This window comes from Burkholderia sp. 10_S31 (assembly GCF_056930375.1).
In genome coordinates, this window is sequence record NZ_JBXOWK010000002.1 from 723,058 (window position 1) to 749,125 (window position 26,068).

Consider the following 26,068-nt stretch of genomic DNA (forward strand, 5'->3'; position numbering starts at 1 on the left):
CCTCGTGGCGATGTCGTACGCATCGGGACGTCGCTCATGCGGCGGCGATGGCGGCTGCGGCGCACCGTCCGTCCGCACGCCGCGCCGCGAGCATTGCGCGGCAGATCGACAGCGCGAACCGGAATGCCGTCCGCGGATGCATGACGCACGTGCGAACCTGCTCGCTGTGGCCCGTGCCTTCCAGGCACCACGTGCAGAAGTGCTCGCAGTTGTTCGTCAGCAGGCGGTAGCGGTTTTCGCCGAGACGGGAACGCGCGCGCAGCACCACGGCGCGCCCCGCATAGGCCGCGCACGGATGCGGCACGACGCGAACCGCGTGACCGTCGGCGAAGCGCTCGAACGTGACCTCTTCGATCGGGCCGCGATGCAGCGTCGTGCAAAGCCCCGCGTAGTGGACGACGCGCCCGTCGCCGACGTAGATGCCGTGGTGGCTGTAGCCGGCGCGATCGGAAACCAGGTGCGCGCCGGGCGTCAGTGCCTGGACGCCGCCGGGCAGCGAAGCCGCATGCGCGCTTGCATCCGCAGCGCCAGCCGCCGTGCGGGACACAGCGCTGTTCACTGGTTGAAGGTCGCGTTCCATGACTGGCTCCGTCTGCAGGTTGGCGGCCGCCCGTGTTGTTCAACGGTTAGCCGGTTGCCAACTAACCTGCATCAAGCGTGCCAATCGCCCGGCGCCCGTCGCGCAATGCTCGACGGGAAGCGCGCTGCGAACCCGGCGCCGCACTGTCGCCCAACGACCAACCCTTTGCCGGAGATTTCGTTGGCGCGACAGCACCAGTTGGCGCGCCGGACAGCCGTTTGCGCCTGCCGCGGCATGTGTCGGTTTCGCGGCCACGTTCGTGCGCGCAACTGTTGGCTTGCGTGCAACCATTGCAGGACAACGCCGCGACGCACTAGCATGCAAGCAACGCGTGTCGATGACGCCTTGCCTTGCCGCGTGCGGCGCTCACCGGATCGACGCACGCGAGCGGATCGACGCACGCGGGTGGTGTCACGCATGGCACGAGGTTTGCACGTATCGGTTACCCATTCCGGCGGCAAGCCCCATTCGGAGACGCATCATGACCACGCTCGCAATTACCGACCTTCACATGCAGCGCGACATCGACCGCAAGACGATGTCGTTCATCCGCGGCGCGGGCGCGCCGTGGGTATTTGGCTGGATCCAGCCCTACGCGCCGCCCGCTCCGGCGTTCGGGCCGGTCGTCAACCTCTATCAGACGTACAACACGTTCTACGCGAACCAGGTCCTCAACCAGATTCAGAACGTCGACGTCACGAACTCGGCGCCCGGCTCGAACATCGTGGTCGGGGTGGGTGCAGACGGCAGGAACCGGCTCGTCTAGCCTGTTCACGCCGACCGGCAATACACGTTCGCGAGCCCGTTATCGGCATGAACAGGCCTTGGACGAAAGGGAGTGGCGCCCCGTGAGCGCAGAACTGCAATGGACTTCGGCGTCACGCACTGACGTGGGCCTGGTTCGCGAGATCAACGAAGACGATTGCCTTGCGTTGCCGCACCGTGGCCTGTGGGCCGTCGCGGACGGCATGGGCGGGCATTCGGCCGGCGACCTCGCGAGCCGGATGATCGTGCAGGCGCTGGAACGGCTGGCCGCCCCGGCCACGCTGGCGGACTTCATCGAGGCGGCGCGCACCGCGCTCGATGCCGTCAATGCCCGCTTGCGTGAATCGGCCGCCCAGCGCGGCGTACGCATGATCGGCAGCACGGTGGCGGTGCTGCTGGCGAGCGGCCGTCAATGCGGCTGGCTGTGGGCCGGAGACAGCCGGATCTATCTGTACCGCGACGCGCACCTGACGCAGCTCACGCTCGACCACAGCCACGTCGCGGAGCTGCAGGCGCAGGGCCACCTGAGCGCCGAGCAGGTGCGGCATCACCCGTCACAGCACGTGATCACGCGCGCGGTCGGCGCCGCCGAGCGGTTGCATCTCGACGAACGACGCATCGACATATGCGACGGCGACATGTTTCTGCTGTGCAGCGACGGGCTGAGCAATGAGCTGGACGAAGCCGACATCTCGGCCGCCCTCGCCTGCGGCGATTGCGCGCGTGCAACGGACGTGCTCGTCGAACTCGCGTTGCGCGCGGGCGGCCGGGACAACGTCACCGCCGTCGTGATCCGCGCCGACGATCCCGATGCGTCGGACCGGACGCTCGCCAATCCTTCCGTGCAACGCTGAACGATCGAGCGGACGCGCGTGACGCTCACGCGTCCTTGTCAGGTGTCGCGCCGTCCTGATGACGGAACGCTTTCGAACGGATACCGTGCTTCTTGAGCAGCATCTGCAGGTGCGACCGGTTCATCTCGCAGCGGCGCGCCAGTTCGGCCACGGTTCCGCCGGTCTCCTGCAACCCGCGTTCGAGAAATGCCCGCTCCGCCTCGTCGCTTGCGGCACGCTTCGCGTCGCTGAGCGACATCGGCCGGCCCGACGTGCCGTCATCCGTCGCACGAACGGCGCTCGACACGGTTTTCGGACGGATGTCCTCGGGCAAATGCTCGATATCCGCGACCTCGCCGGCCAGACACGACAGACGGTAGACGAGGTTGCGCAGCTCGCGAATGTTGCCCGGATACGCGTAAGTCAGCAGGAAGTCGCGCAGCTTCGGCGTCGTCTTGATGGGCCTGCGCTTCAGTGCCCCCGCGGCCTCGTCGCCGAAGTAGGCGAGCAGCAGCGGAATTTCGTCGCGACGTTCGCGCAGCGCCGGCAACGTCAGATGAATGACGCTCAGGCGATAGAACAGGTCCTCGCGAAAGAGCCCCTGCTCGCTCAATTGCCGCAGATTCTTGTTGGTGGCGGCGACGATGCGCGTATCGACGCTGATCGGCTCGTCCGAACCGACGCGCTGGATTTCGTGCGACTCCAGTACGCGCAGCAGCTTGACCTGGCCCGACAGCGGCAATTCGCCGATTTCGTCGAGGAAGATCGTGCCGGTGTGCGCACTCTCGAACTTGCCCTTGCGATCGTTCGACGCGCCGGTAAACGCGCCGCGCCGATGGCCGAACAGCTCCGATTCGAGCAGGTTGTCGGGAATCGCGCCGCAGTTCACCGAGATATAGGGCCGGTCGGCGCGCGCCCCGTTCGCGTGGATGACCTTCGCCATCAGTTCCTTGCCGGTCCCGCTCTCGCCGTCGATCAGCACCGGCAGATCGGTCGGTGCGGCCTTTTCGGCGATCTCGAGCGCGGCGAGCAACTTCGGATTGTCGCCAAAGATGCCTTCGAAGATGAAACTGCGCTCGATCAGCGCCTGTCTGCGTCGCTGCACCGCGGGTGCGGGCGCCTCCGGCGTATCGGGAGAATCGGAAGCATCAGGCGTCTGCGGCGCGGCCACGGCGGCCTCGACGAAGCGCTCCTTGCGCGACATCTGCATGACCTCGTCGCGCAGCACGTTCGCCTGATTGAGCAGCTTCTCGATGTCGGCACGCTCGAGCTTGGGCGCCCAGCGCAGCATCGAGCGCAGGATCTCGATCTTCTCGAGCAGGCCGGCATACGAGATCGCGGAGTTGCCGAATCCGTGCGGGTCGAAGAGTTTCATGCGGCACCCAGCTGTTTCTGCACGAGCTGGTAATACATGCCCTGGCGCGCGACCAGCTCGTCGTGCGAGCCCTGTTCGACGATCGCGCCTTCGTACAGGACGAGGATCTTGTCGGCCCGCATGATGGTGCTGAGCCGGTGCGCGATGATCACCGCCGTGCGCCCTTGCAGGATTTCGTGCATGTTCGCGAGAATGTTGCTCTCCGACTGCGTGTCGAGCGACGAGGTCGCCTCGTCGAACACGAGCAGGCGCGGGTCGTGATACAGCGCGCGCGCGATGCAGAGCCGCTGGATCTGGCCGCCCGACAGGCCCACGCCGCGCTCGCCCACCACCTGCTCGTAGCCGAGCGGCAATTTGCTGATGAAGGCATGCGCGTCGGCCATCCGTGCGACCTCCTCCATGCGGCGCCAGTCGGGGCTCGTGTCGCCACATGCGATGTTCTCGGCAATCGATCCGGAAAAGACCAGGTTGGACTGCATCACGTAACCGATCTGCGCACGGTAGCAAGCCTTGTCGATCGCGCTCATGTCGTACCCGTCGACCGCGATCTTGCCGTCCGTGGGCGCATAGAATCCCACGAGCAGCTTCGCCAGCGTGGTTTTCCCGGAACCGCTGCGCCCGACGATGGCCACCATCTCGCCGCGCTTGATCGTGCAGTTGATGTTCTCGAGCACGTAAGGCGTTTCGTTGCCGCCATAGCGGAAATACACGCCGTCGAAGCTGATGTCGCCCTGCAGGTCGGGCAGCAGCACGCGTGAGGCCAGCTCGGACGGCTGCTGCTCGGGCTCGATGTCGAGGACGTCGCCGAGCCGCTCCATCGCCACCGCCGCGTCGTTCATCAGGCTCCACATGCCGACGAGTCCCATCAGCGGCGCCAGCACGCTGCCCATGAACGCATTGAAGGCGATCAGCTGCCCGATGCTGAGCTCATGCGCGAGCACGAGGTTCGCACCGACCCACAGGATCACGATGGTGGTCGCCGCATTGAGCAGCTGGCTGCACAGCGCCACCAGGATATTGAATGCCTGCGCACGGTACTGGACGTCGAGCGCCTTCGCATACTTGCGCTCCCACTTCAGCCGTACCGACCGCTCGATGCCCATGCCCTTCACGGTTTCGACACCGCCGAGCGTCTCCATCAGCAGCGACTTCGCATCGGTGGACGCGGCAAACACCTCGCGCGCATAGCCTTTCAACTTGGGGGTCGCGAGCGCCGTGAGCGCCATGATCGGGATCACGAAGGCGATCAGCACCAGCGTCATCTTCACGTTGTATAGAAACATGATCGTGAAGTAGATGAATATCATCAGGAGATTGAGCGCGGTGGTAACGGTGGACTCCGTCAGGAACGCGCGGATCGTCTGGTTTTCCTGGAAGCGGGCGAACACGTCCCCGCTCTTGCGGCGCGCGAAAAACGAATAAGGCAGCGACATCGTGTGTTTATAGAACTGCGACATCATCGCGAAGTCGAGACTGCGCACCATGAAGTTGGAAAGATGCGCGCGGATCGTGGTCATCAACTGGGTAAACACGTGCGAGATGACGAGCCCGGCAATCAACAGGTGCAGCAGGCTGACGTTCTGGTGCACGACGACCCCATCGAGGATGCTCTGGATGATGAGCGGCGGTATGACGCCCAGCACCTGGATCACGAACGTCGCCAGGAACAGATGCGCGAGGATCTTCCGGTAAGGGCGCAGATAGCCGATGAAGCGCACCCATGGCGAACGTGACTCGGCCGACGCCGCGGCCGGCCCGTTCGCGGTAAACAGCAGGCACGTGCCGCTCCAGCCGCGCTCGAACGCCTCGACGCTCAGCTTCCTGAAGCCGAGCGCCGGATCGGCGATCCGCACCCACGACTTCGACACGCCGTACACGACGACGTAGTGGTATCCCTCCCAGTGCACGATGAACGGCAGCTCGAACCCGAGCAGCGCCTCGTACGTGCACTGCACGCCGCGCGTCGCGAAGCCGACCGCCTCGCCGGTGCGCGCGAGACTGTCGAGCGTCGCGCCCTGCGTCGTCACGTTCGCGAGATCGCGCAGCTTGCCGAGCGTCATCGCGACGCCGTAGTGACGACAGATCATCGCGAGGCACGCCGCCCCGCAATCCATTTCCTCCGCCTGCTCGACCAGCACGAAACGCTTGATCATGCGCTCGCCGAACGCGGCGTCGGCGCCGATATCGATCTGCAGCGGGTGGCGGCGCCGTTCGGCAAGCTTCTTCTGCCGCTTCAGTTCCTGATCGCCGAAGCGGATGCGCTCCTCGAGCACCTCGCGCAACTTCGGGTTGCGCTCGAGCATGAAGTGCACGGTCTTTTCCGGAATGACGAGCAGGCGCGCATCGGTGACGGCGGTGACGGTCGCCGCCTGCTCCTGCCGCAGCAGGCACGCGCGCTCGCCGAAGATCTCGCCCGCGCCGAGCGTCGCGAGCGGATAGTCGTTGCCGTCCTCGTGGCACGAGACGCTCACCTCGCCCTGGCGCACGACATACAGCCGGAGATCGCCGCCCGGCCCCTGCCGGACGATCTCCTTGCCGGCCGCCACGCGCTTCACGCCGACGCTCGACACGTATTCCTCGAGTTCGGCGCGCGTCAGCTTGCCGCGCAGGTCGAACAGCCGCGTCACGAAACCGCCCGCCGAGCTGATCGCGACATAGCTCGTCACGAACGACTGCGCGGCGGGATTGTCGCGCAGGATCGGCTCGATCGCGCTGCGCGGGATGCACAGCACCTCGGTCCTCGTCGATGCGCGCACCGACACCTCGTGCCAGTAGTCGCGCAGCATCGCCATTTCACCGAACACCTCGCGTTCCTTGCGCACGCCGACGCTGGTTTCCTTGCCGCGCTCGTCGGCGATCAGGCGCACGGACCCGAAGCGCAGCACGTACAGGCCCTCGGCCGGTTCACCGCGATTGCAGACGGTGTCGCCGAACGCGTAGGTGCGCACCTGCGCATGGGCGGCCATGCGGTCGAGTTCGTCGTGCGAGAAGAGCGACAGCGGCTCCACCGACGCGAGAAACTCCGCGAGCGACGGGGTGCTGGCCGGGGCGGGGGCTTGTGCGTCCATCGATGCGATTCTCCGTGATCAGCGTGCCTCGATGATGTGTTCCTGCGCGCGCTCGGCGAGCCACTCCTCGCGCAGCAGGCGGCGCACCTCCGACGCGACGTCGGCGTCGAGCGCGGCCGGGTGTTTCGCGGTCACCGAGAAGATTTCGAAGAACGAGCCGTCGGGCGCCGCGAACGGGCCGAGCAGGTCGCCCACGCGCGCGTTGAACACCTTGGCCTCGATATCCGTCTTCAGCGAGCCGCGCAGCACCTTGCCGATCACGCCGCCCCGCTCGCTCGTGTCGGCGATCGAATGCTCGCGCGCCATGTCGCCGAAGCAGCTCGGGTCGTCCTCCAGGATCGCCATCATTTCGCGTGCCTTGCCTTCCGAATCCAGCACGATGTGGCTGACCTCGATGCTGTCGAATTTCGGCGAATTGAGCTTGAAGTACGCTTCGATGGCCGCATCGCTGCACACCTTGTCGAGCGTCTTTTCCTGGTACAGCGTGTCGGTGATGAATCGCTCGAACTCGTCGAGACTGACGCCGAACACGTCCAGGTAGCGGTTCATGTCCGCGGCGCGGTGCAGGCCGTGCACGCGGCGAAACTGGTCGGCACGCTCCTGGATCTCCTCCGGCGTCACCTGCATGCCCATCTTCCTCGCCGCGATCACCGTCAGCCGGTCGCGAACCTGCTGTTCGACGAGGCCCTCGAACTGCCCGGTGAGCTTCAGCACGCGGATGAAATCGTCGGTGCCGATCACCTCGTCGTCGATACGCACTATTGCCGTCATCTCGTTCCCCTTGATCCCTGTCAGCGGCGATCGCCCTGATTCACCGCCGATGCCTCGCATTACCGCTTGCCTGCGCGCCCCAGCGCCGCGGCAGTCCCCATCAGCCCGCGATCTGCCTGAACGGGTCCAGCGCGAACCCGATCACGCGGCGCTCGCGCACGACGATTTCCGCCGTGGCCGTCATCCCGTAGCGCAGCGGGTATTTCGTGCCGGCAATCGTGTACGCGTTGCGCACCAGCGCCACGCGGCCCTCGTAGACGGGTTCCTTGGTCTGCGCCTGCGGCTTCGTCGCCGGCGAGATGTATTCGAGCGTGCCGTCGATCACGCCGTAGCGCTGATACGGAAACGCATTGAACTTCAGCTTCACGGGCAAGCCTTCATGAAGAAAGGCGCGGTCCTGCTCCGCGATCGCGACCTTCACCACCGGCCGCGCATCGGACGGCGCGATGCTGCCGAGCGGCGTGTTGGCGAGAATCTTGTCGCCGGGCTGCGTCGTGGTCACATCGGTGATCACGCCGGAGACGGGCGCCAGCACGAGCAGAAAATTGTCCTTGTCGATGTTCTCGAAGCGGATCCGCGCGGCGGCATCCGCCGCGAGGCGCGCCGTCTGCACCTGCAGACGCAGCTTCTCTTCGGTGTTCGCGATGTCGCGCACGGTCGCGTCGTACTGGATGCGCAGCCCGGCCAGCGTCTCGCCGCTGCCTTCGAGTTGCGCCTTCGCCTGCGCGAAATCGTGGCTCTGCTGCGCCTCGAGCTGCGTGAGGCGCGCCTGCGCGACGCGGTAGCTGTCCTGGGCCTGCAGGTAGACACTGCGCTTCTGTTCCACCTGGCTCTGCGACACGCCGCCGCCGCCCGGCAGCGCGAACAGGCGCGCGTACTTGTCCTGTTCGTCCTTCGCGAGATCGAGCGCGTGACGAGCGTTGTCGATATTGCTGCGCGCTTCGTCGATCTGCGCACGCTGCGATTGCGCGAGCTTGCTGGTGCCTTCGGCAATGCGGTTCTGGTGCAGGTGCTCTTCGACCTCGATCTGTTGCTTCAGTGCGTCGGCCTTGCGCTCCATCAGCTGCTTCTTGTCCGGAAACTGCTTCCATTCGCGCTCCGCGTCGTCGAGCTTGAGGCGCGCATCGAGCGCGTTGGTCGCCGCCTCGATCGCGCCGCGCGCGTTGATCCGGCCGATCACGTCGTTCTTTTCGACCGGCTGGCCTTCGGCGATATAGATGTCCACCAGCTCGCCGTCGACGGGCGCGTAAATGCGGCGCACCTCGGACTCCGGCGCGAGCGCACCCTGCGCGGTCACGATCACGTCGGCGCGGCCGACGAACGACCACAGCAGCGCGCACACGACGAGCCCGACCATCGCGATGATGGTCGCCTGCGTGAGCCGCCATGGCCGCGCCGTCAGGATCGCTATGCCTTCGACGCTGTGATCCTCCAGCGCCTCGCCCAGCGAGCGCGGCGGCTCAGGCGGCGTTGCCTGCCGCGCGCGCTTAAGGAGACTGTCGAGCTTCACCGTGCCCTCCCGACGAAGCAAGCCGTTCCAGCGTCGCGACATGTGCCGCGAATTGCGGCGTCGCGAAGCGGAACTGCTTGAGGCGATCCAGTACGGCCGGTCCGTGCCCGGCCCGCGCGTCGCTTTCGAACTGCAGGTACTGCTGCAGATCGGCCCGTACGGCGTCGAGGCCGCCGAGGCGCGGATAGCGCTGCTCCGCATCGGCGAGCAGCGCCGGAAGACCGTCGAGCCGGTCTTCGTCGAGCGCCGACGCGATCGCGCGCTGCAGCCGCTCGAGCGCGGCCACATAGACGGAGTTGTCGCTCTGCAGCCGGCGCAACTGACTGAGTGCGTCGGAATACAGCGCGCCGAACGCGGGAACGTATGACGAAATCCGGTCGAGCAGCCGCTGATGCGCACCCGGGTCGTCGTTCCAGCGGCCGGTCAATGCCTTGATCGGCGCTTCGTCGCGGTAGATGCGGATCGGCGCGTCCGCCCCGCCGCGACCGGCAACGAACGCCTGCAGCTCGCCGATCCACGCCACTTCGTCGATGAGCGGCCGTGCGTCGGCGTTATGACGGGCCAGCGTGCGCATGTCCTGCACGACGGCACGGGCGCGATCGAAGGCGCGCGCGTTCATGGCGGCGATCCAGTCCGGTACTTTCGACCGAACGAGTGCCTCGGTACCCAGCGCGAGGAACGCCGGGTCATCCGGATGGCTCGCGAGATGGCGATCGGCGAGCTGCGCGGCCTGCGCGGTGTCGCCGCGCGCGAGCAGCGCGTGCATCTCGCGCAGCGGCGCGTCCTGGAAATACAGCGTCGCGAGCAGCAGGACGACCGCCGCGAGCAGCCCGCCGCTCCACCAGCCGAGCCGGTGCAGGTTGACGTGCCCGCTGCCGCCGAACGCCTCGCTCAGCTCCGACAGGAAGACTTCGATCCTGCCACGCCGGCGGCGCGCGTCATGCGCGGTTTCGACGGCGCCATGCGCGGCATGCGGGTTGATCTCGTCGTCCTGCTGAACGGCCGGAACCGTGCAGAAGATGTCGAGGAACGAATGCGCGGTATCGACGAAGGTCGTCCGGTCAGGGTCCGCGGCGGCCGCATTCGCCGCGGCTCCGGGCGACGACGTGGCCGTCACGGTGGAGTCCGGCCCCGGCTCTCGCTGCACCGCGACGCGATAGACGAAATGATCGCCGCCGAACGCGAGCATCGCGCCGTCGCCGAGCGGCGCCGCATGCTCGTCGAGGCGCCGGCCGTCGACGAACGTGCCGTTCGTGCTGCCGAGGTCTTCCACGAAGACCTCGCCGTCCTGCACGTAGATGTGCGCATGACGTCGCGACAGATAGTTGACCTGATGCGGATACGCGCTCCGGTAGCAGGCGAACGTGTCGTCGGTCTTGCTGACGAGGAACGGGAAGGCGGTAATGATGACCGGTTGCAGGCCGAGATCGCCGCGCTCCGGCGCCAGCGTGACGACGGCCGGCCGCGCCGGTTGATGCGTCGCGCGCGGCACGAACGCGACGCGATACGCCAGCGCGCCGGCGAATCGCAGTTCGTCGCCGTCGCGCAGCAGGTGCGGCTTGTCGCCGACATCGACTCCGTTGACGGCCGTACCGTTCTTGCTGCCGAGATCGGCGACATAGGCCGCGCCACCTTCGAAGAAAATGCGCGCATGCCGGCGGGACAGGTCGGCCACCCGCTCGGGGGGCGCGGACGCGAACGGCGTGTTGGTCCGCCCGACGGCGAACAGCGCCTTGTCGATCCGAATCTCGCTCAGTTCAGGATGGGAAACCGGCTTGAGCACGATGTCGAACTGCCGGTCGAGCGCGGCCTGTTTCTCGGCAATCGAAGCGACGTCTGGAACCATGATTCGCCCAACGATCGACATGCGCCCGCCAATGGGCATGCGGCGCAGAAAACGCGACGCGCTTTCGAACCACCCGTGTGAAGCCGCGCCGCCAACGCACGTGGCGGCACGATCGTGAAAAAAGTTTAGGCGACGGATGGCGGTAGTCAATCGGCTGGCACCGATCGCGCGGTGGCGCAAAGCTGGCGTGTTCATTGCATCGCTTGCCGGACCGGCTCGCTGCTTGCATTCGAGATTTCGACCGCGCGCCAGCCGCCGCCGATCGCCTTGTAGAGCGTGACCGTGTCGCTCAGAATCTGCTGATGATTCGCGAGCAGCGCGAGTTCGGCGGATGCCACCGCGCGTTCCGATTCGAGCACCTCGAGCTGCGAGACGAGCCCTTCCTTGAGCTGCGCCTCGACCTGGGCGGCGACGGTGCGCAGACGCGCGCTCTGCTGCTGAAGCTGCACGCGCTGCTGCTTGTGCGCGTCGAGATCGACGAGCGCGTTTTCCACTTCCTTGAACGCGGTGAACACGGTCTGCCGGTACTGCTGCTCGGCGACCTTCGTCTGCGCGTCGGTCGTCTTGATGTGCGCGCGCACGCCCGGGTCGAACATCGGCAGGTTGATGCTCGGCAGGAAGCTGAACGTGAATGCCTTGAAGAGATCCGACAGCGCAAACGCCGCGGTGCCGCCACGCCCCGTCAGGCTGATCGACGGCAGTTGCGCCAGTTTCGCCGCGCCCACTTCGTCATACGATTCGAGCACGCGATACTGCGCGGCGACGACATCCGGCCGGCGCGCGAGCAGTTGCGCGGGCAGCCCCATCGGCACGTCCGGCAGCTTGACGCGCTGCCGGAGATGGCCGGCGGGCATCCTGAATTCGCCGGCCGGCACGCCCAGCAGCGTCGCGAGCGCGTTCTCGGCCGTGTCGCGCGATCGGTGCAGCTCGATCAGCTGGTTCGCCAGCCCGTTGATCTCCGCGCTCTGCCGCAGTACTTCCGTCTGCGGCGCGACGCCGTTCGCGAACATCGACTGGTAGATCGCGAGGATCTGCCGGTTCTTGTCGAGCGTGCGCTGCTCCTGTTCGATCTGGTCGTCGAACTGGAGGATTTCGAAATAGGTGCTCGACACGTCGGCGACGAGCGTCAGGTAGCCCGCGCGCCAGTCGGCCTCGGTCGCGTGATATTCGGCCTTCTGCGCCTGCACGCCCTTCTCGACCTTGCCCCAGATGTCGATTTCCCAGTTCACCTGGCTGCCGAGGTTGTAGGTTCTCGACGGCGATTGATGCGTGTTCTTCTCGAAGTCCATGCCCGCGCCGAGGTCCGCGCTCGGCAGCGCGCCCGCCTGGACTTCGCCGACCTGCGCGCCGGCCACGCCAATGCGAGCCGCCAGCACCTTGATATCGACGTTGCCTGCGATGGCCTTGTCGATGAGCGCGTCGAGATAGGGATCGTCGAAGCTCTTCCACCATTCGGAATTGACCGTGTCCGACGCCGATACAGGCCCGTGCGCGTGCGCCCACGTGGTCTTTGCCGGCATCTCCGGGCGTTGGTAGACGGGCATGTTCAGGTCCATGCAGCCGGACAGCAACGCCGCGCATGTTCCGGCGGATCCGGCGACGCGGGCCAGCGAACGCAGGAGACCGCGGCAGTTGCGCGAGGCAGTCGGCGACGGGTGGGTGTTCACGATCGACTCCTTCGGATGAACGCGGCGACGATGCGGGATCGGGTGGATGTGTTGGTGTTCGTGTTGCAGCGTGGCACGCTCGCGTCTCATAACGCATGGGGCGTGCCAGCCGCTCGCGGGATCGGCGGAAATCTTGCCGGATGGCTTGCCGACGCGGGTCCGGGGGGCGAAGACGGAGGGTGGAGCGACGTGTGCGCGGCGCACGGATCACGGATGCGTGATGGGTCGTCGCCGACAGTTACGGCTCGGGATGTCGGGAATGCACAGACACTCGCAGTCGCGCGATGAGCGACAACGTTCGTGCCCGAAGCTCGCGCGCAGGCCACGCGAGCGTGGATCGGCGCGCGACGTCACTTCACGTAGATCGTGATTTTCTTCGAGTAGATCGGGGGATTTTGCGGCACGTGATTGGCGTCGCCCATCAAGAGCTGCAGCGTGTGCTTGCCCGGAGGAAGCTCCAGCGTGGTTTCGGTCTCGCCCGCGCCGAAATGCAGGTGATTCCGGTCGGACGGAATCGGCTGGTCCATCGGCGGCAGGTCCGTATCGACCAGCAGGTGATGGTGGCCCGTGTTCGGAAACTGCACATGCGACGGCGCGACACCCATGTCGCGCAAGCCGAACCACACCCGGAACGGCCGTCCGGCCGGCAGCACCTGGCCATCGTTGGGCCAGCCGATGTAGACGATGGCCTTCGGGGGATGCGTGCTGGTCTCTGCGGTCGCCGCCCCCGTCCATAGCAGCGTCACGGCAACGGCGAAGAGAATGAGCTTGTTCATGGCGGCAATTCCCGGTTCGTGCGGCAGGCGCGGCATGGCGCGCTACTTCACCGTGATCGTGATCTTCTTCGAGTACACCGGCGGATCGTGCGGCACGTGGTCGTGGTCCCCCATCAGCAGCTGCAGCGTGTGCTTGCCGGGTGGAAGCTCGATGCGCGCCTCGGTTTCACCGGCGCCGAAATGGAAGTGATTCCGATCCGACGGTATCGGCTGGTCCAGCGGCGGGAGATCGGTATCGATGAGCAGATGATGATGGCCCACGTTGGGCCGCTCGATGCCTTTCGGGCAGATGCCCATGTTGCGCAAGCCCATGCGCACCCAGAACTTGCCGCCGGTGATCGTTGCACCGTCCGACGGCCAGATGATGTATGCCTCGGCGCCGGGCGGCGAAGGCGTACGCCCGCCGGCGAACGCGATCCTCGGCACCAGGACGGTGGCGGCCAAAGCCAACAACGTAGCCCTTCTTCGCATCGTATTGCTCCTCGCGTTGGTGGTGGCGCGCGGCGTCGGACAGTGGAGCGTGTCTATCAGCTTAGGTCGTAATCGACGGGAAGACACATAACGATGTCGAACGGTGACGGGCCCACCTCGATGCGTGTACGCGTATGTCTGTTTTTTGCAAAACCCGCGGGTGGATCCGGTGATCGCCGCCGAGCGCACGTGCTATCTTGAATGTGTCCTGGCCGTGCCCGCCGCAAGCCGGCATTGCGCTCGCCGCGACCGGACACCCGGCAACGGCTGCGCTCCGCCTTCGGCACCTCGTCCGACGGCGCACCCTGGGGGGCTGAATATGTGGCGAATACTCTTGCCCGCATGCCTGCTTGCGTCGATCTCGGTGGCATCGAGCACCTGCTCCGGCGAGGACATGCATCCTTCTGCAGCACCGCCGGCAGCTTCCGCGCGCGCCGGGTCGATCGAGCCGCCTCGCGTCGCGCTCGTGATCGGCAACGGCGCCTATCGCGGCCATCCGCTCGCCAATCCCGTCCGTGACGCCGATGCGATGGGCGATGCGCTCCAGGCGCTCGGCTTCGACGTCATCACGTTGCGCAATGCGACCCGGCAGCAAATGCTCGACGGGCTTGCCGCGTTCGAGCGCCACATCGCGGCGAGCGGCACCGGGCTGGTGTATTTTGCGGGCCACGGCGCCAGCGTGGGCGGAACGACATGGCTCGCGCCGGTCGATGCCGACGTCGGTTCTCCGGCCGGCCTGTCGCGAACGGGTATCGACCTGCACACCGTGTTCGATGCGACGTCGCGGCCGCACGGCGACCGCATTGATCTGATCATTCTGGATTCCTGCCTGATCGCGCCCCCCGGTGCCGGCAGCGTGGCGGCCCGCAAGCCACCGCCGCATACGCTCGTCGCCTACGCGGCAGCGCCTGGCGAAGGCGCGGCCGACGGTGCAACGCATGGTGTCTACACGGCGGCGCTGCTGCAGACGCTCGCGTCGCCGGGGCTCGACATCGCCCAGATCTTCGACCGTGCTGGCGCGATGGTCGACAGCGCCACCGGGCATCGGCAGATTCCCTGGGTCGCGTCTTCCCTTTCCGATGCGGCAGCGACGTTTGCGCTCACCGGGGCGCGTCGTGCGGGAACCGGCGCGGTGCATGCCGGCGGCATGGAGCAACGATCCGAGGTGTTGGCCGACATCGGCGTCGTAGCGCTCGATAGCCGGGGCGTGATGCCGAAGGACAGCACCGAACAGTACGAAATTACGTTTTGGGAATCGATCAAGGACAGCAAGGAGGCGGGCGATTACGAGGCCTATCTGAAGACCTACCCGAACGGGCGCTTCGCGCAATTGGCGCAGGCCCGTCTCGCACGATTGCGCGCGGCCGCGCCCAAGGCCCCTGCCGCGTCCGCCCCCGCTCCCGTTCCGGCGCCGGCTCCTGCGCCGCGCGCATCGACCTCAGCGCAGCCTGCGCACGCGCCTGGCTCACCGCCGAAAGCACCGCCTCCCGCTGCAGTGGCGGCCCCACCGGCCCCCCCGCAGAAAGGTGGCGCGACGGCCGCCAATGAAATCCGGGATTGCGCTGCATGCCCGGCCATGCTGACGGTGAGTCCAGGGACATTCGCAATGGGCAGCAATTCGGGCGATCCGTCGGAAAAACCGTCGCATCGCGTGACGCTCGATCATTCTTTCGCGCTTGCGAAGTATGTGGTGACTGTCGCGCAATGGAACGCGTGCCGCGACGCGGGCGCCTGTCCGCGCCTGCCCAGCGACAGCAATACGGTCGCGAACGCGCCTGCGCGCGACCTGAGTTGGGACGATGCGCAGCTGTACGTGAAGTGGCTGTCGAAAGTAAGCGGCAAGTCTTACCGGCTGCCGACCGAGGCTGAATGGGAATTCGCGGCGCGTGGCGGCACCGCAACGCGCTACTGGTGGGGCAACGAGATGCGGCCGGGCAACGCAAACTGCAAGGACTGCGGTTCACCTTGGCATGCCGATGCGCCGGATAACGTCGGCTCGTTCGCGGCCAATTCCCTCGGCTTCTACGACATGGCTGGCGGCGTGTGGGAATGGGTCAGCGATTGCTGGCACAGCTCGTACAAGAATGCGCCCGCCGACGGCCGCTCGTGGGACGAGCCGAACTGCCAGGTGCGCGTCATCCGCGGCGGCTCGTGGCGGGATGGTGCGGCCTACATGCCGGTCTCGACACGCTTCAAGTACGACAGCAGCGTCCGTTTTTCGGCAAACGGGTTTCGCGTGGCCCGGGACGTGAAGTAGATCGATATCGATCCGGCCGGGAAATTGCACGGAAATCACGGCCCTCGACACCACCTCTCCAGGCCGCGGGGGCAGTGTCGCAGTGTCGGCATGCGCCCCCGTCCTCTCACCCGATTCTTCGGAGAACGATCCTTCCGCTTCCTACCTGATGGATCGTGCCCGCGCAGCGCCTCCCGGATTTCGTTCCGTGACTGCCGGTAGCCCACCAGCACCGCCGTACCCGCGCCGTACGGCCCGCGCCCCGGCGCCAGCTTGACCATCATGCCGGCGTGGCCCCTCTCAGGCGAACGAACCGACGATCAAACCGCCATGCACAGGTACTTGATGACGAGGTAATCATCGATGCCGTAGTGCGACCCTTCGCGGCCGAGCCCCGACTGCTTCACGCCGCCGAACGGCGCGACCTCGTTCGAAATGAGGCCCGTATTGATGCCGACCATCCCGTATTCGAGCTGCTCGGCCACCCGCCAGACACGCCCGATGTCGCGGCTGTAGAAGTACGCGGCGAGCCCGAACTCGGTGTCGTTGGCGAGTGTCACCACCTCGTCGTCGCTCGAGAAGCGGAATAGCGGCGCGAGCGGCCCGAACGTCTCCTCTCTCGCCACATCCATCTGCGCGGTGGCATTCAGCAGCACCGTAGGCTCGAAGAAGCCGTGCCCGAGCGCATGCCGCTTGCCGCCCGTGGCGAGCGTCGCACCCTTGCCGACGGCGTCCGCGATATGCGCTTCGACCTTGCCGACCGCCGCATCGTTGATCAGCGGCCCGAGCGTCACGCCGCCTTCGGTGCCGTGTCCCACCTTCAGGCCTTGCACCGCCGCCACCAGCTTCTCGGCGAACGCGTCGTACACCCGGTCGTGCACGTAGAAACGATTGGTGCACACGCAGGTCTGGCCGTTGTTGCGATACTTCGAAGCAATCGCACCTTCGACGGCGGCATCGAGATCGGCATCGTCGAACACGATGAACGGTGCGTTCCCGCCGAGTTCGAGCGTCACCTTCTTCACGGTGGGCGCGCTTTGCGCCATCAGCAGCCGCCCCACGCCGGTCGAACCGGTAAACGACAGCTTGCGCACGATCGGGCTACCCGTCATCGCGCCGCCGATCGCCTTCGGGTCGCCGGTGACGATGTTGAGCACGCCGTTCGGCACCCCGGCGCGCTCGGCAAGCACCGCCAGCGCGAGCGCCGAGAACGGCGTCGCCTCGGCCGGCTTCACGACGATCGGGCAGCCGGCCGCGAGCGCCGGCCCGACCTTGCGCGTGATCATCGCGTTCGGGAAATTCCACGGCGTGATCGCCGCGCACACGCCCACGGGCTCCTTGACGACCACGAGCCGTTTGTCCGACGCGGGCGTCGCGAGCGTGTCGCCGGCCACGCGCTTGCCCTCTTCGGCGAACCATTCGATGAACGAGGCCCCGTAGACGATTTCTCCCTTCGCCTCGGCAAGCGGCTTGCCCTGCTCGGCCGTGAGGATCAGCGCGAGATCGTCGGCATGCTCGATCATGAGCGCGTACCAGCGACGCAGGATGCGCGCGCGCTCCTTCGCCGTCGTTGCCCGCCACGCCGGCCATGCCGCATTCGCGGCGTCGATCGCGCGCGACGTCTCTGCCGCGCCCATCAGCGGAACGCTGCCAAGCGTTGCGCCCGTTGCCGGGTCGAGCACGTCCAATTGCCCGCCCGAGTCGGCCTCGCACCATTGCCCGTCGATATAAGCCTGATGACGCAGGAGCGCCGGATCCTTCAACAGCGTTTTCAATTCCACGTTCGTTCCTTCCGGGATAAAAATGCATCAGGCGGCCCGGTGACAACCCGGGCCGCGAATACCGAAAATTTCAAATGGCGGCCGGCAGCGAAGCCGCAATGCGCAGGCGTCCACGTCTCGCTCTTCGCTGTCCTGCTTCTCATTTCGCAATGCCAAGCAGCGTCGACAAGAACGCCGCCGCGAAGCAAGACGCACTACCCCGCCTGACGCCACGACGCACTTTCGTGGCCATGAGCCAGCAGCTTGCGCGCGATCTCCGCCACCCGGTGCACGTGTGCGATGGCGGCCTCGCGCGCCGCCGCGCCGTTGCCCGTCGCGATGCCCGCGAGAATCTCGCGCATTTCCTCGACCGCCTGGTGGCCGCGATCGTCGGAAGCGATCGTCAGCGCGCGCAATCGATTGATCCGCGCGATCAGCGTCTGCACGATCTCCCACGCGACGTGCTTTTCCCCGGCGCTGAACATGCGTTCATAGAATGCCGACGTGAGCGCCTTCACCGCCGCATGATCCTGTACGTCGAACGCTTGCTGGATCTGGTCGATGCACGCGGCCAGAGCGGCGACGAGCGGCTCGTCGGCATGCTGCGCGCAGGCCATCGCCGCCTCGCCTTCCAGCAGCGCACGTATTTCGTAGATCTCGGCCGCCGTGTCGAAATCGAGGATCGCGACGATCGGCCCCTGGTTCGGGATCGACGCGACCAGCCCTTCCGTTTCCAGATGCCGCAGGACCTCGCGCACGACGGTTCGGCTCACGCCCAGGATCTCGCATAGCGAGCGCTCGACCAGCCGCTCGCCCGGCTGGAAGTGCGCATCCAAGATCGCGTTGCGCATTTTCTCGAGCGCGAGCTCGCGCAGCGTGGCGGTGGGCCGCTGGACTTTCAGGGACGGCAGTGCGGGACTCATGGCGGCCGCCGTCAGGCTTGCGCGAACAGGCGCACGTCGCGCGCGTCCCAGTCGACGAGCGCCTGCGCACCGATCACGATGCCGTTGTCGTGCCGGTGTGCGGCCGGCATGCGGATCGAGATTTCCTGCTGCCACGGCGTCGCCACCGCGTAGTGCATCGCATCGCCGAGATAGGTGACGTCGCGCACGGTCACCGGCAGGCCTGCCGTGCCGCTCGATCCATGCGAACCGCTGGCGCGCTGCAGCGAGCTGATGCGCATCTGTTCCGGGCGGATCATCAGCGCGCCTTCGTCGCCGGCGGCAAGCGTCGGATGGAACATGTCGGACGTCGTCTCGAGGCCGTTGGGAAACACGCCGCCCATGCGGCCATCGCCGTGCTTCGTCACCTTGACCGGCAGAAAATTCGAATTGCCGATGAAGCTCGCGACGAAGCGCGACGCCGGGTTCGCATAGAGCTCCTCGCCGGTGCCGACCTGCTCGATGCGGCCCTGGTTGAACACGGCGATGCGGTCCGACAGGCGCAGCGCCTCCTCCTGGTCGTGCGTGACGTACAGGATCGTCACACCCGTTTCCTGGTGAATGCGGCGCAGCTCCAGCTGGATTTCCTCGCGCAGCTTCTTGTCGAGCGCGGAGAGCGGCTCGTCCATCAGCAGCACCGGCGGATCGTAGGCGAGCGCACGCGCGATGGCGACGCGCTGCTGCTGCCCGCCGGAGAGCTGTGCGGGCATCCGGTCGCGGCACTCGGACAGATGCACGAGTTTCAGCATCTGCTCCACTTTCGCGCGGATTTCGGCTTCTGGCCGGCGGCGCACCCGCAGCGGGAACGCGACGTTCTCGCCCACGGTGAGATGCGGGAACAGCGTATAGCGCTGAAACACCATCCCGATGTTGCGCTGGTTCGGCGCGACCGACAGCAGCGACTTGCCGTCGAGCAGCACGCGGCCGTCGGTCGGCTCCTGAAAGCCCGCGACGATATAGAGCGTGGTGCTCTTGCCCGAACCCGACGGTCCGAGGAAGGTCATGAATTCGCCCTTGCGTACGTCGAGCGACACCTGGTCGATCGCGACGACATCGTCGTAGGTCTTGCGCAGGCGCTGGATTTGCAGGAATGCAGTCATGGCGTGTTACCTCAGTTAGCGCGTGCGCGGCGCACGACGGCGCCCGCCAGCATCAATACGGTCGTCAGTCCGACGAGCAGCGACGACGCGGCCGCGACGACGGGTGTCAGGTCCTGCCGCAGCGTCGCCCAGATCCGCACCGGCAGCGTTTGCAGCGTCGGGCTCGACATGAAGATCGACACCACGACTTCGTCCCACGACGCGAGGAACGCGAAGATCGCCGCGGCGAACAGGCCGAGCCGGATCGCGGGAAGCGTGACGCGCAGCTTCACCGTGAGCGGCGACGCGCCGCAGATCAGCGCCGCATCTTCCAGCGCCGTGTCGAAGCTCACGAGCGAGTTGCTGATCGAAATGATCGAGAACGGCAACGCGATGATCAGGTGGCCGATCACGAAGCCGGTCATCGTGCCGTTCAGGCCGATGCGCAAAAAGAATGCATAGAGCGCGACGGCGAGCACGACGACGGGCAGCACCATCGGCGTGAGGAAGAAGCCCCGCACGGCCTCGCGGCCGCGAAACCTGCCGCGCACGAGCGCCAGTGACGCGAGGAACCCGATCGCGACGGACAGCGCCGTGACGATCACCGCCAGCTTCGCGCTGGTCAGCAGCGAGTCGATCCAGCCCGCATCGGTGAACAGCTGCCGGTACCATTCGAGCGTCCAGCCCGGCGGCGGAAAGATGAGCCACTGCGAATCGCCGAACGACAGCGCGACGATGAAGAAGATCGGCAACAGCAGGAACAGTGCAACGGCCGCGCCCACGGCCACGAGGATCCAGCGCAGCGCGCCCAGGCGATCGAAATCGAGCAACATGTCAGCGGCCTCCGGTGGTGGCGCGCGCGCTGCCGGTGAAGCGCAGCTGCAACGCATAGAGCGCGAGCGTCACGGCAAGCAGCACGAAGGCCGCGGCGCCGGCGAGGCCCCAGTTCAGCAGTTCCTGCACGAGCTGCGCGATCAGTTCCGCGAGCATCATGTAGGACGGGCCGCCCAGCAGCGCGGGCGTGACGAAGTAGCCGAGCGCCATCACGAACACCATCAGCGCACCGGAGGCCACGCCCGGCATCGCGAGCGGCACGAGGATGCGCCAGAACGCCTGCCAGCGGCTCGCGCCGCACACCGCGGCGGCACGCAGCGTCGACGGGTCGATGCCACGCAGCGTGGCGTGCAGCGGCATCACGAGGAACGGCAGCATGATGTAGGTCATGCCGATCGTCACGCCGGTCAGGTTGTTCACGAGCGACAGCGGCTCGTGAATCACGCCGATCGCCATCAGCGCGCGGTTGATCGGCCCGGTCCCCTGCAGCAGCACCATCCATGCGAACGTCCGCGCGAGCAGGTTGGTCCACATCGACAGCAGCAGGATCGCGAACAGCACGGCACTGAGCTTGCGCGGCGCGATGGCGAGCAGCCACGCCATCGGAAAGCCGACCAGCAGCGTGACGAGCGTCACGACCGTGGCCACGAGAAACGTATTGCCGAACACGCGCACATACGTCGTCGAGCCGAGCAGCTGCGCGTAGTTGTGCAGCCCGGGCGTCGGCTCGAGCACGCTGCGCAACAGCAGCGACAGCACCGGCAGCAGGAAGAAAATCACGAGCAGCAGCATCGCGGGCGTCAGCAGCCGCATGCTGCGCCAGTCGCGCCGCTTGCGCGCTTTCGCCGCGGGCGGATGCGCGACGGTACTCAATACGTTTGGCATGGTGTCTCCTTTATCGGCCAGGGCCGGCGCTTCAGCGCCGGTTACCCTGGCCCCATGCAGATGCGTTGCTCGGCCGGCCCGGTTCGATTCGGTTCGTCATCCTGACCGGAACGCGTGCCGGTACCCTGTATCCAGGCCTGCTTACTTCGACTGCCACGCGTACCAGCGCTTCGCGATCGCGTCGCGGTTCTCGGCCCAGTACTTCATGTCGAGATTGATCTGCGAGGTCTTGTACTGGTCGGGCAGCGTCTTGGCGATCGCCGGCGGCATCAGCGCGGCAGACTTCACGTTGATCGGCGCATAGCCGGTGTCGGCCGCGAATTTCGCCTGGGCCTGCGCGCTCGTCGCGGCGGCCAGGAACTTCATCGCCGCGTCGCGATGCTTCGCGCCCTTCGGGATCACGAGCATGTCGGCGGCGGTCAGGTTCTGGTTCCACGACATGCCGACCGGCACGCCGGTCTGCGCGAGCGCATGCAGGCGGCCGTTCCAGAACATGCCGACCGGCGCTTCGCCCGACGCGAGCAGCTGCTGCGACTGCGCGCCGCCGCTCCACCAGACGATGTCGCCCTTGATCGAATCGAGCTTCCTGAACGCGCGGTCGAGGTCGAGCGGATACAGCTTGTTGGGCGCGACGCCGTCGGCGAGCAGCGCGATTTCGAGCACGCCCGGCGCCGACCACTTGTAGAACGTGCGCTTGCCCGGGAAGCGCTTGGTATCGAACAGGTCCGCCCAGTTTTGCGGCTGCGCGCCCGTGTACTTCGCCTTGTTGAAGCCGAGCACGAACGAGTAATAGAAGCTGCCGACCGCGGAAGGCGTCGCGAAGCGCGGGTCGAGCTCGGCCTTCTTCACCACCGAATAGTCGATCGGCTCGATCAGCCCGGCCTTTTCGGCTGCGTAGGCAAAGTCGCCTTCGACGTCGACCACGTCCCAGCTCACGTTGCCGCTGTCGACCATCGCCTTGAGCTTGCCGTAGTCGGTCGGCCCGTCCATCAGCACGTTGATGCCGCTCGCCTGCGTGAACGGCTGCGCCCAGTCCTTCTGTTGCGACGACTGGGTCGTGCCGCCCCAGCTCGTGAACACGATCGGGTCCGCGGCCAGCGCGGGCGCGGCGCACAGCGCGACCAACGGGGCGATACAGGCGAGGCGCGATGCTGCGAAACGCGGGATGCTTCTGCTGCTCATGGTCTCTCTCCAGGGGGAAACGGTTGCGGCTCGCGGCCACCGGGGCGGCAGCCATTCGAATACGCGTGTTCAGGCCGGCAGCGCCCGCCGCGCCGGCTTCTCGATCTTGTTGTTCATCGCTGTGCCGCGATCGCGATGGCACGGGGGCAACCCGCGCGGCACGTCGGTTTTGTCCGGCGCCGTCAGTGCGCGAGCGCGAGCGGCTGCACCGTGCCGGCTTCCGTATCGCCGACATAGATGCCGTACGCGTCCTGCCGGCGTTCGCGCACGTAGCGTTCGAGCATCGCGCGCACGGCGGTGTCGGCGATCTCGTCCCACGGCACCTGCCAGAGCGGCACGATGCGGATGCTGCTGTCGAACCATGGCGAACCGGTGGGAATCACGCGGCCGCGGTAATAGATATGGACGCCCGGCTCGCGCTCGCCGGCCGATTCGAATACGGCGAACAGGAAGTCGAGATGCGCGTTGAGGCCGAGCTTCGCGAGCACGCCGCGCAGGCTCGCCGCGTCGCTCGCCGGATCGAGCCGGATGCCGGTCGGCAAGCGCAGGCCTTGCGGCGTATCGACGAGCACGAGCCCGTCGCGATGTTCGAGAATCGCGCCCACCTGCGCGCGGCGGAATCCGAGCGTGTCGAATACCTGTTGCCGCGCGGTTGGTCCGGTCATCGACTCAGTCATGGCGTGCTCCCGTGGTCACTGCGTTACTCGATGAGATTATGGTATGCCATCTTATGGACTACAACAATGAGCATCGTATTATGGAATACCATGAGTTGAACCCGTCGAATCGACAGACAAAACAAAAGGCCGCCGGTGTGATGCCGGCGGCCTTTGCTGTTCAATCGTGCGTTTCGATCCCGCGCCCGGGATTCCGTCAGTTGTCGGTGACCGCCTCGTCCTGTTGCTGCGCGAGCGCCGACAGCGCCAGCTCGGAAACCCGCTTGATGTGCGCGGCGGACGCCGCCGAAGCCGCATCGCCGTCACGCCGCTCGATCGCGTCGAGCAGGCGGTTCATCTCGGTGTTCGAGTCGCCGCCGCGGCCCGGCATCGCGATGGTCAACGCGCGCAACCGGTTGATGCGCGCGTTGAGCGTCTTGACGACCGTCAGCGACACCTGCTTCCCGGCGGCTTCGAACAGCGCTTCATAGAAGCGCTCGGTGTACTCGAGCACACGCGGCAGCTCCTGCTTCTCGAATGCATCTTCGATCGTCGCGCGGATCTCGCGCAGCTGCTGCACGACTTCGGGTGTCGCGCCCTCGGCACAGGCACGCGCGGCATTGGCTTCGAGCAGGCCGCGCAATTCGTAGATCTCGCCGACTTGCGCCGGATCGAGCCGCGCGACCACCGGCCCTTGCCGCGACACGGTCTCGACCAGCCCTTCGGTCTCCAGATGTCGGAGCACCTCGCGCACCACCGTGCGGCTGACGCCGAGTTCATCGCACAGCGTGCGCTCGACGAGCCGCGCGCCGGGACGGAAATAGCCCTGCACGATCGCACCGCGCAGTTTGTCCAGCGTCAGTTCGCGCAAAGTCTTGGCATTGCGGTCGATTTTGAGGTCTTGCATGGGTGGCACTCTGAAAACGGGTGGGCGGCCTGCACCCGGCGATGCGCCGGGCACAGACATGGAATGCCATATTATGACCGAACTGTCAGCGGGCTTTCCATCCCGCCCGCCGCACACCCGCCGTCAACCGCGCGTTCAGCCCTCCAGGCCCTCGACGATCGATATCTGCGCGCGGCAATGTCCATCGCGTTTCGCCTTCGCCGCCTGGTATTCGGGCGAGTGATAGCACGCGAGCGCCGTCCGCATATCCGGGAAGCGGATCACGACGTGGCGCTCGAACGATTCCCCCTCCAGCACCTCCGATGCGCCACCGCGCGCCAGGAACACCGCGCCGAACTTCTTGAACGCCTGCGGCGCGAGGTCCGTGTAGTCCTTGTATCTCACAGGGTCCAGCACCTGCACGTGGGCAATCCAGTACGCACTCATTTTTCGCCTCCAGATTCGGGAAATTCCCGGACACGGGTTAACACTCATGGCATGCCGTAACATGGTATACCACAATGAATCCCACAATCAACGCACGAAAGGAAGGTGCCATGAGCCTGATTCGGAAATCCGTCCTCCATGTCGAGACGCTCTATGTGGATGGTGACAAGGTCGCTGCCAAACCGCTGAAGATGATCGGGGCGGTCGCCGTGATCAAGAACCCGTGGGCAGGCCGCGGGTACGTGGAGGATCTGTCGCCGGAGATCCGCGCGCTGGCGCCGCAGCTCAGCGAACACCTGACGAAGATGATCCTCGACGAAGCCGGCTCCGGCGACGCGGTCGAGGCGTTCGGCAAGAGCGCGATCGTCGGCCTCGACGGTGAAATCGAGCATGCATCCGCGCTGATCCACACGCTGCACTTCGGCAACACCTATCGCACGGCGGTGGGCGCCAAGTCGTACCTCGCGTTCAACAACACGCGCGGCCCGGCCAATGCGCCGCTCCTCATTCCGATGATGGACAAGAACGACGAAGGCCGCCGCTCGCACTACCTGACGCTCCAGTTCGCGATTCCGGACGCACCGGCCGCCGACGAACTGGTCATCGCCATCGGCGCCGCCACCGCCGGCCGTCCGCATCACCGCATCGGCGACCGCTACAAAGATCTCGCAGAGCTCGGAAATGACGTCAAGAACCCTGCCGCTGTCAAATAAGCGCGTCGCCCACTATCTCGACCAGGGCGCCGGCGAACCGCTGGTGCTGATTCACGGCGTCGGCATGCAGGCGAGCGCGTGGTATCCGCAGATCGACGACCTGTCGCGCGATTTCCGCGTGATCTCCGTCGACATGCCGGGCCACGGCATGAGCGATGCGCTCGACACCGGCGCCGACCTGCAGCAGTTCGTGCAATGGGCGATCGAATTCATCGAGGCGCTGCAGGTCGGCCCGGTCAACCTGGCCGGCCACTCGATGGGCTCGCTGATCGCCGCCGGCGTCGCGGTGACGCGGCCCGACCTGGTCAAGCGCGTCGCAGTCCTGAACGGGGTGTACCGCCGCACCGAAGAGGCGCGTGAAGCCGTCCTGCAACGCGCCGCCGAACTGCGCTCGGGCACCATCGACGTCGATACGCCGCTGCGGCGCTGGTTCAACGCGGAGGAAGCGCAGCAGGCCGCCGCGCGGAAGGTGCAAGCATGGCTGCAATCCGTCGACCTGGCCGGCTACGCCACCGCGTACACCGCGTTCGCGAAGGGCGACGAAGTGTATGCCGACGGCTGGCACCGGATCGCCTGCCCGGCGCTCGTGCTGACCGGATCGGACGACCCGAATTCGACGCCCGAGATGGCCCGGCAGATGGCGCAGGCCGCGCATGACGGCCGGGCCGTCGTGATCGAGAACGAGCGCCACATGGTGAACCTGACCGCGCCCGAGCAAGTCAATCGCGCGCTGCGTGCCTGGTTGCAAGCCGTGCCGCAGGCGGAAACCCTGAAATCGGAAGTGTGA

The 26,068-nt window shown here is 66.4% G+C and carries 22 protein-coding genes and 2 pseudogenes; 6 read left to right on the forward strand and 18 right to left on the reverse strand.

From position 1 onward, the window contains the following. Positions 1–34 precede the first annotated feature (34 nt). Positions 35–580 carry a lecithin retinol acyltransferase family protein gene (locus AC1Z3W_RS17870; protein ID WP_483508137.1) on the reverse strand — a complete coding sequence of 182 codons (546 nt, stop codon included), beginning with the start codon at positions 578–580 and terminating at the stop codon, positions 35–37. 481 nt (positions 581–1,061) lie between these two features. Between AC1Z3W_RS17870 and AC1Z3W_RS17875 the strand changes: the two genes are divergently transcribed. Both AC1Z3W_RS17875 and AC1Z3W_RS17880 read left to right on the forward strand, forming a co-directional pair. After that, positions 1,062–1,346, forward strand: coding sequence for a hypothetical protein (locus AC1Z3W_RS17875; RefSeq protein WP_057927317.1), 285 nt, complete (start codon positions 1,062–1,064; stop codon positions 1,344–1,346). 82 nt (positions 1,347–1,428) lie between these two features. Continuing rightward, complete coding sequence (locus AC1Z3W_RS17880) at positions 1,429–2,199, forward strand: PP2C family protein-serine/threonine phosphatase (RefSeq protein WP_483508138.1); 771 nt, start codon at positions 1,429–1,431, stop codon at positions 2,197–2,199. 25 nt (positions 2,200–2,224) lie between these two features. Here the strand turns inward: AC1Z3W_RS17880 and AC1Z3W_RS17885 are convergent, their stop codons facing one another. From AC1Z3W_RS17885 to AC1Z3W_RS17920, 8 genes are all read right to left on the reverse strand, one after another. After that, positions 2,225–3,553, reverse strand: coding sequence for a sigma-54 interaction domain-containing protein (locus AC1Z3W_RS17885; RefSeq protein ID WP_057927319.1), 1,329 nt, complete (start codon positions 3,551–3,553; stop codon positions 2,225–2,227). After that, a complete protein-coding gene (locus AC1Z3W_RS17890) occupies positions 3,550–6,621 on the reverse strand; it encodes a peptidase domain-containing ABC transporter (RefSeq protein ID WP_483508139.1) in 3,072 nt (1,023 codons plus the stop codon). The genes AC1Z3W_RS17885 and AC1Z3W_RS17890 overlap by 4 nt, the downstream gene beginning before the upstream one ends. Positions 6,622–6,639: 18 nt before the next feature. Then, a complete protein-coding gene (locus tag AC1Z3W_RS17895) occupies positions 6,640–7,392 on the reverse strand; it encodes a peptidylprolyl isomerase (protein ID WP_175826340.1) in 753 nt (250 codons plus the stop codon). Between the two features lie 100 nt (positions 7,393–7,492). Continuing rightward, a complete protein-coding gene (locus AC1Z3W_RS17900) occupies positions 7,493–8,902 on the reverse strand; it encodes a beta-barrel domain-containing protein (protein ID WP_057927322.1) in 1,410 nt (469 codons plus the stop codon). Continuing rightward, a complete protein-coding gene (locus tag AC1Z3W_RS17905) occupies positions 8,880–10,748 on the reverse strand; it encodes an FHA domain-containing protein (protein ID WP_483508141.1) in 1,869 nt (622 codons plus the stop codon). The genes AC1Z3W_RS17900 and AC1Z3W_RS17905 overlap by 23 nt, the downstream gene beginning before the upstream one ends. A 191-nt stretch (positions 10,749–10,939) precedes the next feature. Continuing rightward, positions 10,940–12,505 (reverse strand): efflux transporter outer membrane subunit, encoded by a 1,566-nt coding sequence (locus tag AC1Z3W_RS17910; RefSeq protein ID WP_409364324.1) that lies wholly within the window; start codon positions 12,503–12,505, stop codon positions 10,940–10,942. A gap of 260 nt (positions 12,506–12,765) precedes the next feature. Then, complete coding sequence (locus AC1Z3W_RS17915) at positions 12,766–13,191, reverse strand: DUF4399 domain-containing protein (RefSeq protein WP_057927431.1); 426 nt, start codon at positions 13,189–13,191, stop codon at positions 12,766–12,768. Positions 13,192–13,233: 42 nt separating this feature from the next. Next, positions 13,234–13,662 (reverse strand): DUF4399 domain-containing protein, encoded by a 429-nt coding sequence (locus AC1Z3W_RS17920; RefSeq protein WP_057927324.1) that lies wholly within the window; start codon positions 13,660–13,662, stop codon positions 13,234–13,236. Positions 13,663–14,056: 394 nt separating this feature from the next. Between AC1Z3W_RS17920 and AC1Z3W_RS17925 the strand changes: the two are divergent. Both AC1Z3W_RS17925 and AC1Z3W_RS17930 read left to right on the forward strand, forming a co-directional pair. After that, positions 14,057–14,683 (forward strand): annotated as a pseudogene (locus AC1Z3W_RS17925) (caspase family protein); the annotation flags it as partial. Next, positions 14,684–15,919 carry a formylglycine-generating enzyme family protein gene (locus tag AC1Z3W_RS17930; RefSeq protein WP_483508332.1) on the forward strand — a complete coding sequence of 412 codons (1,236 nt, stop codon included), beginning with the start codon at positions 14,684–14,686 and terminating at the stop codon, positions 15,917–15,919. It abuts the pseudogene before it with no gap. Positions 15,920–16,218: 299 nt separating this feature from the next. On the opposite strand, the gene AC1Z3W_RS17935 is transcribed toward AC1Z3W_RS17930, so the two are convergent. From AC1Z3W_RS17935 to AC1Z3W_RS17975, 9 genes and pseudogenes are all read right to left on the reverse strand, one after another. Continuing rightward, positions 16,219–17,679: an NAD-dependent succinate-semialdehyde dehydrogenase gene (locus AC1Z3W_RS17935; protein WP_057927326.1), complete on the reverse strand. Its 1,461-nt coding sequence runs from the start codon at positions 17,677–17,679 to the stop codon at positions 16,219–16,221. Between the two features lie 194 nt (positions 17,680–17,873). Next, entirely contained in the window at positions 17,874–18,581 is a 708-nt protein-coding gene (locus tag AC1Z3W_RS17940; RefSeq protein WP_057927327.1) for a GntR family transcriptional regulator, read from the reverse strand. Positions 18,582–18,592: 11 nt separating this feature from the next. Beyond that, entirely contained in the window at positions 18,593–19,699 is a 1,107-nt protein-coding gene (locus AC1Z3W_RS17945; RefSeq protein WP_057927328.1) for an ABC transporter ATP-binding protein, read from the reverse strand. Between the two features lie 11 nt (positions 19,700–19,710). Beyond that, on the reverse strand, positions 19,711–20,511 hold the full coding sequence (locus AC1Z3W_RS17950) for an ABC transporter permease (RefSeq protein WP_057927329.1): 801 nt from the start codon (positions 20,509–20,511) through the stop codon (positions 19,711–19,713). 1 nt (position 20,512) lies between these two features. Next, positions 20,513–21,397, reverse strand: coding sequence for an ABC transporter permease (locus AC1Z3W_RS17955; protein WP_057927330.1), 885 nt, complete (start codon positions 21,395–21,397; stop codon positions 20,513–20,515). A gap of 141 nt (positions 21,398–21,538) precedes the next feature. Then, positions 21,539–22,579 (reverse strand): ABC transporter substrate-binding protein, encoded by a 1,041-nt coding sequence (locus AC1Z3W_RS17960; RefSeq protein WP_483508143.1) that lies wholly within the window; start codon positions 22,577–22,579, stop codon positions 21,539–21,541. A 182-nt stretch (positions 22,580–22,761) separates the two neighbouring features. Next, a pseudogene (locus AC1Z3W_RS17965) lies at positions 22,762–23,193 on the reverse strand (NUDIX hydrolase); the annotation flags it as partial. Positions 23,194–23,452: 259 nt separating this feature from the next. Next, on the reverse strand, positions 23,453–24,142 hold the full coding sequence (locus AC1Z3W_RS17970; RefSeq protein WP_124835442.1) for a GntR family transcriptional regulator: 690 nt from the start codon (positions 24,140–24,142) through the stop codon (positions 23,453–23,455). A 135-nt stretch (positions 24,143–24,277) separates the two neighbouring features. Next, positions 24,278–24,568 carry a DUF1330 domain-containing protein gene (locus AC1Z3W_RS17975; protein WP_124835441.1) on the reverse strand — a complete coding sequence of 97 codons (291 nt, stop codon included), beginning with the start codon at positions 24,566–24,568 and terminating at the stop codon, positions 24,278–24,280. A gap of 110 nt (positions 24,569–24,678) precedes the next feature. Between AC1Z3W_RS17975 and AC1Z3W_RS17980 the strand changes: the two genes are divergently transcribed. Together AC1Z3W_RS17980 and AC1Z3W_RS17985 are read left to right on the forward strand one after the other, a co-directional pair. Beyond that, a complete protein-coding gene (locus AC1Z3W_RS17980; RefSeq protein WP_057927334.1) occupies positions 24,679–25,281 on the forward strand; it encodes an amino acid synthesis family protein in 603 nt (200 codons plus the stop codon). Continuing rightward, complete coding sequence (locus AC1Z3W_RS17985; protein WP_483508144.1) at positions 25,250–26,068, forward strand: alpha/beta fold hydrolase; 819 nt, start codon at positions 25,250–25,252, stop codon at positions 26,066–26,068. The genes AC1Z3W_RS17980 and AC1Z3W_RS17985 overlap by 32 nt, the downstream gene beginning before the upstream one ends.